The sequence below is a fragment of the uncultured Aquincola sp. genome, from assembly GCF_964001545.1.
Lineage (GTDB): Bacteria > Pseudomonadota > Gammaproteobacteria > Burkholderiales > Burkholderiaceae_C > Aquincola.
The window spans coordinates 1-7,494 of the sequence record NZ_CAXFDV010000228.1; the positions used below are offsets into that span (position 1 = coordinate 1).

A 7,494-nucleotide genomic window follows, 5' to 3' on the forward strand; every position below is an offset into this window, starting at 1 on the left:
GCTGGCCCAGCTTGACGTAGTCGAGGCCCACGTCCGAGATCGGCTGCAAGACGCGCAGAACGTCGCGGTCGGCATCGAACAGCGCCGCGGCCTCGGCCACGGTCAGCTCGAGGATGTCGGCCACGTTGTAGCTCCTGCCATGGCGCTCGATGCGCACCTCGAGGATCTCGGGCCGATAGCGCTTGCCGTCGCAGTCGGGGCAGCGCAGGTAGACGTCGGAGAGGAACTGCATCTCGACGTGCTCGAAGCCCGAGCCGCCGCAGGTGGGGCAGCGGCCGTCGCCCGAGTTGAAGCTGAACTTGCTCGCGGTGTAGCCGCGCTGGCGCGAGATCGGCGCGGTGGCGAAGATCTCGCGGATCGCGTCCCAGGCGCCGACGTAGCTCGCGGGGTTGGAACGCGCGGTCTTGCCGATGGGGCTCTGGTCGACGAACACCGCATCGGTCAGCCAGTCGGCGCCCAGCAGCCGGTCGTGCTGGCCAGGGCTTTCCGTGGGCTGGCCGAAGTGGCGGGCCAGCGCGGGGTACAGCACGTCCTGCATCAGCGTGCTCTTGCCCGAACCCGACACGCCGGTGACCACCACCATGCGCTGCAGCGGAAAGCTCACCGACACGTTCTTGAGGTTGTGCTCGCGCACGCCTTCGAGGATGAGCTTGGGCGTGGCCTCGTCCACCAGCCGGGTGAAGCCCGAGCCCACATGCTTGCGGCCGCCCAGGTAGGCGCCGGTCAGCGTGTCGGCCTTCTTGATGGTGTCGGGGTCGCCGTCGAACACGATCTGGCCGCCCCGCTCGCCAGGGCCGGGGCCCATGTCGATCAGGCGGTCGGCGGCCAGCATCACCGCCGGGTCGTGCTCCACCACCACCAGCGTGTTGCCGGCATCACGCAGCCGGTGCATGGCCTGCACGATGCGGTTCATGTCGCGCGGGTGCAGCCCGATGCTGGGCTCATCGAGCACGAACATGGTGTTGACCAGCGAGGTGCCCAGCGCGGTGGTGAGGTTGATGCGCTGCACCTCGCCGCCCGACAGCGTGCGGCTCTGCCGGTCGAGCGTGAGGTAGCCGATGCCCACGTCGCACAGGTACTTCAGGCGGGTGCCGATCTCTTCATGGATCAGCTGCAGCGCCGTGTCCTGCGCGCTGCCCAGCACCCGCGGGTCCTGTTGCAGGCTGTCGAAGAAGCGGCGCAGGCGGTCGATGCTGAGCTGCATCAGGTCGTGCAGGCACAGGCCGGGCAAGGCTTCCAGCTGCTCGCGGCTCCATTTCACGCCGCGCGGCATGAAGCGCTGCTCGGGCGGCAGCACCGCATCGGCCTGGGCCTTGCTGCCGATGCGCCACAGCAGCGGCTCGAGCTTGAGCCGCGCGCCGGCGCAGGTGGGGCATTCGGTGTAGCTGCGGTACTTGGACAAGAGCACCCGGATGTGCATCTTGTAGGCCTTGCTCTCCAGGTATTCGAAGAAGCGGTGCACGCCGTACCACTGCTTGTTCCAGTTGCCGTTCCAGTGCGGCGAGCCGTTGATCACCCAGTCGCGCTGGGCCTGGGTGAGCTGGTTCCAGGCGGTGTCGCGCGGAATGCCGGCGTCGCCGGCGTACTTCATCAGGTCGTCCTGGCACTCCTTCCAGGCGGGCGTCTGCATCGGCTTGATGGCGCCGTTGCGCAGGGTCTTGCGCTCGTCCGGGATCACCAGCCCCATGTCCACGCCGATGACGCGGCCAAAGCCGCGGCAGGCCTCGCAGGCGCCGAAGGCGGAGTTGAACGAGAACAGCGCCGGCGTGGGGTCGGCATAGCGGATGTCGCTCTCGGGGCAGTGCAGGCCGGTGGACCAGCGCCAGATGTCGGGCTCGCCGTCGTCCTTCAGCGCATACACGTTCAGGCGCCCGCTGCCGCGCTTGAGCGACAGCTCGATGGCCTCGGCCACGCGCACAGGTTCAGCCGTGCTGGCGCGGAAGCGGTCGGCCACCACATCCAGCTGCTTTCGAGCCCCCAAGCTTGGGGCTGCCGCCCCGGCGCTACCCCCCGAGGGGGCTCTCGCGGCTTGGGACGGCCCGGCGCCGCTCGGCCGCGCTTCAATGACACGCTCGGCCTGCACCCGGGTGAAGCCACTGGCCGCCAGCCACTGCTCCACTTGCTCGGGGCTGGTGTCGCCCGGCAGCTCCACCGGAAAGGTGAGCACCAGCCGCGGGTCGCCCGCCGCGGCGGCGCGTGCCAGCAGCTCGGCCTGCAGGCTGGCGGGTGTGTCATGGCGCACCGGCAGCGCCGTCTCGCGGTCGAACAGCTGGGTGGCCCGCGCGAACAGCAGCTTCAGGTGGTCGTTCAGCTCGGTCATCGTGCCGACCGTGGAGCGCGAGGTGCGCACCGGGTTGGTCTGGTCGATGGCGATGGCCGGCGGCACGCCGTCCACCCGGTCGACCGCCGGGCGGTCCATGCGGTCGAGAAACTGGCGCGCATAGGCGCTGAAGGTTTCGACGTAACGGCGCTGGCCTTCGGCGTACAGCGTGTCGAACACCAGGCTGCTCTTGCCCGAGCCGCTGGGGCCCGTGACCACCGTCATGTCGCCGGTGCGCAGGTCGAGATCGAGGTTCTTGAGGTTGTGCTGGCGAGCGCCGCGGATGCGGATGACACCGGAGGTCATGGAGTCCTTCTGTAGTGCGCCCGGAGCGGTCCGGGGCGGAAGATTCTAGGAGTGGCCCCCCAACCGCGACCGGGTCAAGGGCATGCGCTGTGCAGCAGCCGTCAGGCCTGCACATCGAGGCCGTTGCCGCAAATTCAATGCAAGGTCTACCATCCGCCCATTCCACGCGCGCCGTGGCATTGGCAGAAGTCTCGATGGCCCCCAGCAGTACGCCTCCGCCTCGTGTGCCACCCCCGCCCCCCGACGATGCGGCCGGCTTGTCGGCGCGCCTGGACCGCGCGCTGGCCAGCGCGATGGACGGCTTCTTCGAATACGACCTGCGTACCGAGGCGGCCTGGTATTCCGACAGCCTGCGCCGCATGCTGGGCCTGACGCCCGAGCAACTGCCCGATGGCGCCGGCCGCCTGGCCGAGCACCTGCACCCCGACGACGTGCCGGTGTTCGAAGCCGCGGCCGACCAGTCCACCCGCGACGGCGCGCCCTTCGAGATCGAGGTGCGCCTGCGCGACAGCAGCGACTGCTGGCGCTGGGTGCGCAGCCGCGGCCGCATGTGGCCCGGGCCCGATGGCCGGCGCACGCTGCTGGCCGGCTCCTTGACCGACGTGCATGCCGCGCGCGAATCGCGCCAGGCGCTGCAGCGCATGAGCGAGCGCTACGGCCGCGCGATGCTGGCCACCTCGCACGCCCTGTTCGAGCGCATGCTGGACGAAGACCGCATGGTGGTGGCCGACCGTGTGTGGGAGGCGCTGGGCTATGAGCCCGGCGAGATGCCTTCCACCCGCAGCGCCCTGCTGCAGCTGCTGCACCCCGACGACCGCGTGCGTTACGAAGACACCGCCCGCCAGGCCCGCGACCAGCTGGCCGACCTGGACGTGCAGTACCGCATGCGCTGCAAGTCGGGCGACTACCGCTGGTTTCACCAGATGGCCACGCCGCATGTGCAGGCCGACGGCCGGGTGCGGGTGACCGGCGTGCTGATCGACGTTGACGAGCAGGTGCGCGCCCGCCAGGCGCTGGAGCGCGACCGCGCCGAGCTGGAGCGCCTGGTGGCCCAGCGCACCGCCAGCCTGGAAGCGGCCCTGGCCGAGGCCCAGCAGGCGCGCGACGCGGCCGAGCGCGCCACGGCCGCCAAGTCGCTGTTCGTGGCGCACATGAGCCACGAGATCCGCACCCCGCTCAACGGCGTGCTGGGCCTGACCGAGCTGGCGCTGCAGATCGCCAGCTCGCCCACCCAGCGCAGGCACCTGGAAGTGGCGCTGCAGTCGGGCCGGTCGCTGCTGCAGGTGGTGGACGAGGTGCTGGACTTCTCGCGCGCGCAGGGCGGCCACCCGCCCGCCGACGAAGCCATCGACCTGCCCGAGCTGCTGGCCGTGACCACCCGCAGCCTGATGCCGCTGGCCCGCGGCCGCCAGGTGGCGGTGCACTTCGACTGGCTGGGCCGGCGCACCCGCGTGCGCGGCGACCCGGCGCGGCTGCGCCACATCCTGGTGAACCTGCTGGGCAATGCGCTGAAGTTCACCGAAGAAGGCCACGTGGGCGTGATCACCGAAGTGGTGGAGCTGGGCGACGGCACGTGCCGCATGCGCATGCAGGTGGAAGACACCGGCCCCGGCATCGCGCCCGAGCAGCAGGCGCAGGTGTTCGACGCCTTCGTGCAGGGCGATGCCAGCCTGTCGCGCCGGCATGGCGGCACCGGCCTGGGCCTGGCCACCGCCCGCGCGCTGGCCGTGGGCCTGGGCGGCGACATCACGCTGCGCAGCCAGCCGGGTGCAGGCTCGGTGTTCACGCTGACGCTGACCCTGCGCACCGAAGGGCCGCTGGACCCGGAGCCGCCCCCGCCCGACGGCCCGGTCTGGATGGTGGCCACCGACCCCGGCCGGGTGACCTGGATGCTGCAGCAGCTGCTGCGCCGCGCCCGCGAGGTGCAGCAACCGACCAGCCTGGCCGAGGCCGCCGAGCGCGCGCTGCAGCTGCCGGCGGACGAGCGGCCGGTGGCGGTGCTGATCTCGCAATGGGCGCTGAGCAGCCCAGCCGACCTGCAGGCGCTGCGGCAGGCGCTGCCCGAGGCGCACCTGTCGATGCTGCTGCGGCCCGACTGGCACCGCGCCGACATCGAACAGGCGGCGCAGGCGCTGCACATCACCTCGGCCCAGCGGCCGCTGACGCCGCGTGCGCTGGATGCGCTGCTGCGCCCGGCGCCGCGGCCGGCACCGGTGGTGGCTGAGGCCGCTGCCCCCTTCGGCACGCCGCCGGAGCCGGCGCCTGCGCTGTCCGCCCCCGGCAGCCATGTGCTGCTGGTGGAAGACAACCCGGTCAACCGCATGATCGGCGAAGGCTTTCTGCAGGCGCTGGGCGTGGTCTCGCAGACGGCCGACGACGGCGCGCAGGCGCTCGACGCCTGCGCCCGCCAGGCCCCCGCGCTGGTGCTGATGGACCTGCAGATGCCGGTGATGGACGGCCTGGAAGCCACCCGCCGGCTGCGCGCCCTGCAGCAGGCCGGCCAGTTGCGCCACTTTCCGATCGTGGCGCTGACCGCCCATGCGCTGGAAAGCGACCGCCAGCGCGCGATGGCCGCCGGCATGGACGGCTACCTGACCAAGCCGCTGCTGCTGGATGCGCTGCGGCAGGAGCTGGGCCGCTGGCTGCCGCAGGCGCCGGGCTGCCCGGCCGCCACGCCCTGACCCCAGCGACCACGCCGCTGGGCCGCGGCGCCGTCGGACCGCCGGACCGCCCGCTCCGCGGAGGCACCACGCGACCACCCCCAGGGAACACCCGTGCTTGTAATTATGAATTTTGAGTTCTAGATTGCAGCCATGGACCTGACCGAGCCGCTGCGCCCCACCTCCTTGCACGAGGAAGTGGCCGCCCGCCTGCGCACCATGGTTTTCGAGCGGCAACTGCAGCCCGGCGAGTGGATCGATGAGATGGCGCTGGTGGAGCAGTGGCACATCAGCCGCACGCCGCTGCGCGAGGCGCTGAAGGTGCTGGCCGCCGAGGGTTTGGTGACGCTGGTGCCGCGTCGCGGCTGCCAGGTGGCCGAGCTGTCGGAAGACGACGCCGCCGACCTGTTTCCGGTGATGGCGCTGCTGGAAGGCCGCTGCGCCTATGAAGCCGCGCGCAAGGCCACCGATGCCGACGTGGCCGACCTGCAAGGCCTGCACGACAAGCTGGAAGACTGCGCCGCCCGCGGCGACACCGACGGCTACTACCGCCACAACCACGTGTTCCACAGCCGGGTGCAGGCGCTGGCCGCCAACCGCTGGCTGGACCGCACCACCGGCGACCTGCGCCGCTTCATCCGCCTGCTGCGCGGCCGCCAGCTGGCCTGGCCCGGCCGCATGGAAGCCTCGATCGCCGAGCACCGGGCGCTGCTGCAGGCGCTGATCGCGCGCGACGCCCCACGTGCCGAGCGGCTGATGCACGACCACCTGATGGCGCAGCTGCAGGCGCTGAAGGCGCTGCGCCAGCGCGAAGCCCGATCCGCCACACCCGCCGAAGAGAGTGACGTCCATGCTCGATGAACTCAAGAGTGCCGCCCGCCGCATGGGTGGCGATTACGCGCTGCGCAGCCTGATGACCGACTGCCGGCGCCTGCTGTCCGAGCGCGGCGAAGCCAACAGCGTGGCCATCGCCCGCACGCTGGTGGCCCGCTTCGACAGCCTGCCGGCCGAGCAGCAGGCCAGCTTCTTCGACAAGCTGGCCAGCGAGTTCAGCCCCGACCCGCAGGCGGTGCTGGACAGCGCACTGGCCTATGCCGAAAAGCCCACCGCCGACAACCTGATCCGCCTGACCGAACGCGCCGAGCCGCCGCGCCAGGAGCTGCTGCGCCGCATCAACCGCACGCCCGGCGGCACCGAGGCGGTGGTGCGCATGCGGCGCGCGTTGCTCGACCGCCTGCCCAAACAGCCCGGCCTGAAGGCGCTGGAAGCCGACCTGCTGCACCTGCTGTCCAGCTGGTTCAACCCCGGCTTCCTGGAAATGCGCAAGGTGGACTGGAACTCGCCCGCGCAGCTGCTGGAAAAGCTGATCCGCCATGAGGCGGTGCACCAGATCGACGGCTGGGACGACCTGCGCCGCCGGCTGCTGCCCGACCGCCGCTGCTTTGCGTTCTTCCATCCTCAGCTGCCCGACGAGCCGCTGATCTTCGTGGAGGTGGCGCTGGTGCCCGACATGCCGGCCGCGGTGGCGCCGTTGATCGACAAGACCAGCCCATCGGCCGACCCCGACACCTACAAGGTGGCCACGTTCTATTCCATCAGCAACTGCCAGCCGGGGCTCAAGGGCGTGTCGCTGGGCAACTTCCTCATCAAGCGGGTGGCCGACGAACTCAAGCGCGAGGTGCCGCAGCTGCGCACGTTCTGCACGCTGTCGCCCATTCCCGGCTTTGCCAGCTGGCTGGCCAAGGACGGGGACTGGGCGGCGCTGCCTGGCGTGAAAAAGCCGGTGGCCGAACGTGCTTTGGAAGCCCGCGCGCAGCTCAAAGATGCCTGCGGCGGCGACTGGTCGAAGCTGGCCAGCGCACCCGCGCTGCAGGCGCTGCCGGCCGAGGCGCAGCGCGCGCTGCAGCGGCTGTGCGCCTTCTACCTGGTGCACCAGACGCCCCACCCGAGCGGCGACCCGGTGGCGCGCTTCCACCTGGACAACGGCGCGCGGCTGGAGCGGCTCAACCCCATGGGCAACCTGTCCAAGCCGGGGCTCAAGCAGTCCTTCGGCATGATGGTCAACTACCTGTACGACCTGTCGCGGGTGGAAGCCCACCACGAGGCCTTCACCCAGGGCGAGATCGCGGCGGCACGGGCCGTCACGTCGCTGCTCTGACACCCCCGCAGACCCGGACCACCGGGCGCAACCTTGGAGACACCATGAAC

4 protein-coding genes are annotated in these 7,494 nt (G+C 71.1%); 3 read left to right on the forward strand and 1 reads right to left on the reverse strand.

Translation table 11 applies throughout. The features are described 5' to 3' along the window. Window positions 1-2,626: excinuclease ABC subunit UvrA (gene uvrA / locus ABNT58_RS07925; protein ID WP_348752960.1), on the reverse strand; the 2,626-nt coding region annotated here is incomplete at its 3' end. A 224-nt stretch (window positions 2,627-2,850) separates the two neighbouring features. On the opposite strand from uvrA, the gene ABNT58_RS07930 reads away from it, so the two are divergent. The 3 genes from ABNT58_RS07930 (at window position 2,851) to ABNT58_RS07940 (ending at window position 7,444) form a co-directional block, all read left to right on the forward strand. Continuing rightward, window positions 2,851-5,307, forward strand: a complete 2,457-nt coding sequence (locus tag ABNT58_RS07930) for a PAS domain-containing protein (protein ID WP_348752961.1) — start codon at window positions 2,851-2,853, stop codon at window positions 5,305-5,307. Window positions 5,308-5,439: 132 nt separating this feature from the next. Next, complete coding sequence (locus ABNT58_RS07935) at window positions 5,440-6,147, forward strand: GntR family transcriptional regulator (RefSeq protein ID WP_348752962.1); 708 nt, start codon at window positions 5,440-5,442, stop codon at window positions 6,145-6,147. Continuing rightward, window positions 6,137-7,444 carry a malonyl-CoA decarboxylase family protein gene (locus tag ABNT58_RS07940; protein WP_348752963.1) on the forward strand — a complete coding sequence of 436 codons (1,308 nt, stop codon included), beginning with the start codon at window positions 6,137-6,139 and terminating at the stop codon, window positions 7,442-7,444. Before ABNT58_RS07935 ends, ABNT58_RS07940 begins: the two co-directional genes overlap by 11 nt. The last annotated feature ends 50 nt before the right edge of the window (window positions 7,445-7,494 follow it).

What these genes read in the sequence shown, in the direction of transcription:
- ABNT58_RS07935 (WP_348752962.1), top strand. Translation starts at nt 5,440, where the DNA reads ATGGACCTGACCGAGCCGCTGCGCCCCACCTCCTTGCACGAGGAAGTG.
- ABNT58_RS07940 (WP_348752963.1), top strand. Translation starts at nt 6,137, where the DNA reads ATGCTCGATGAACTCAAGAGTGCCGCCCGCCGCATGGGTGGCGATTAC.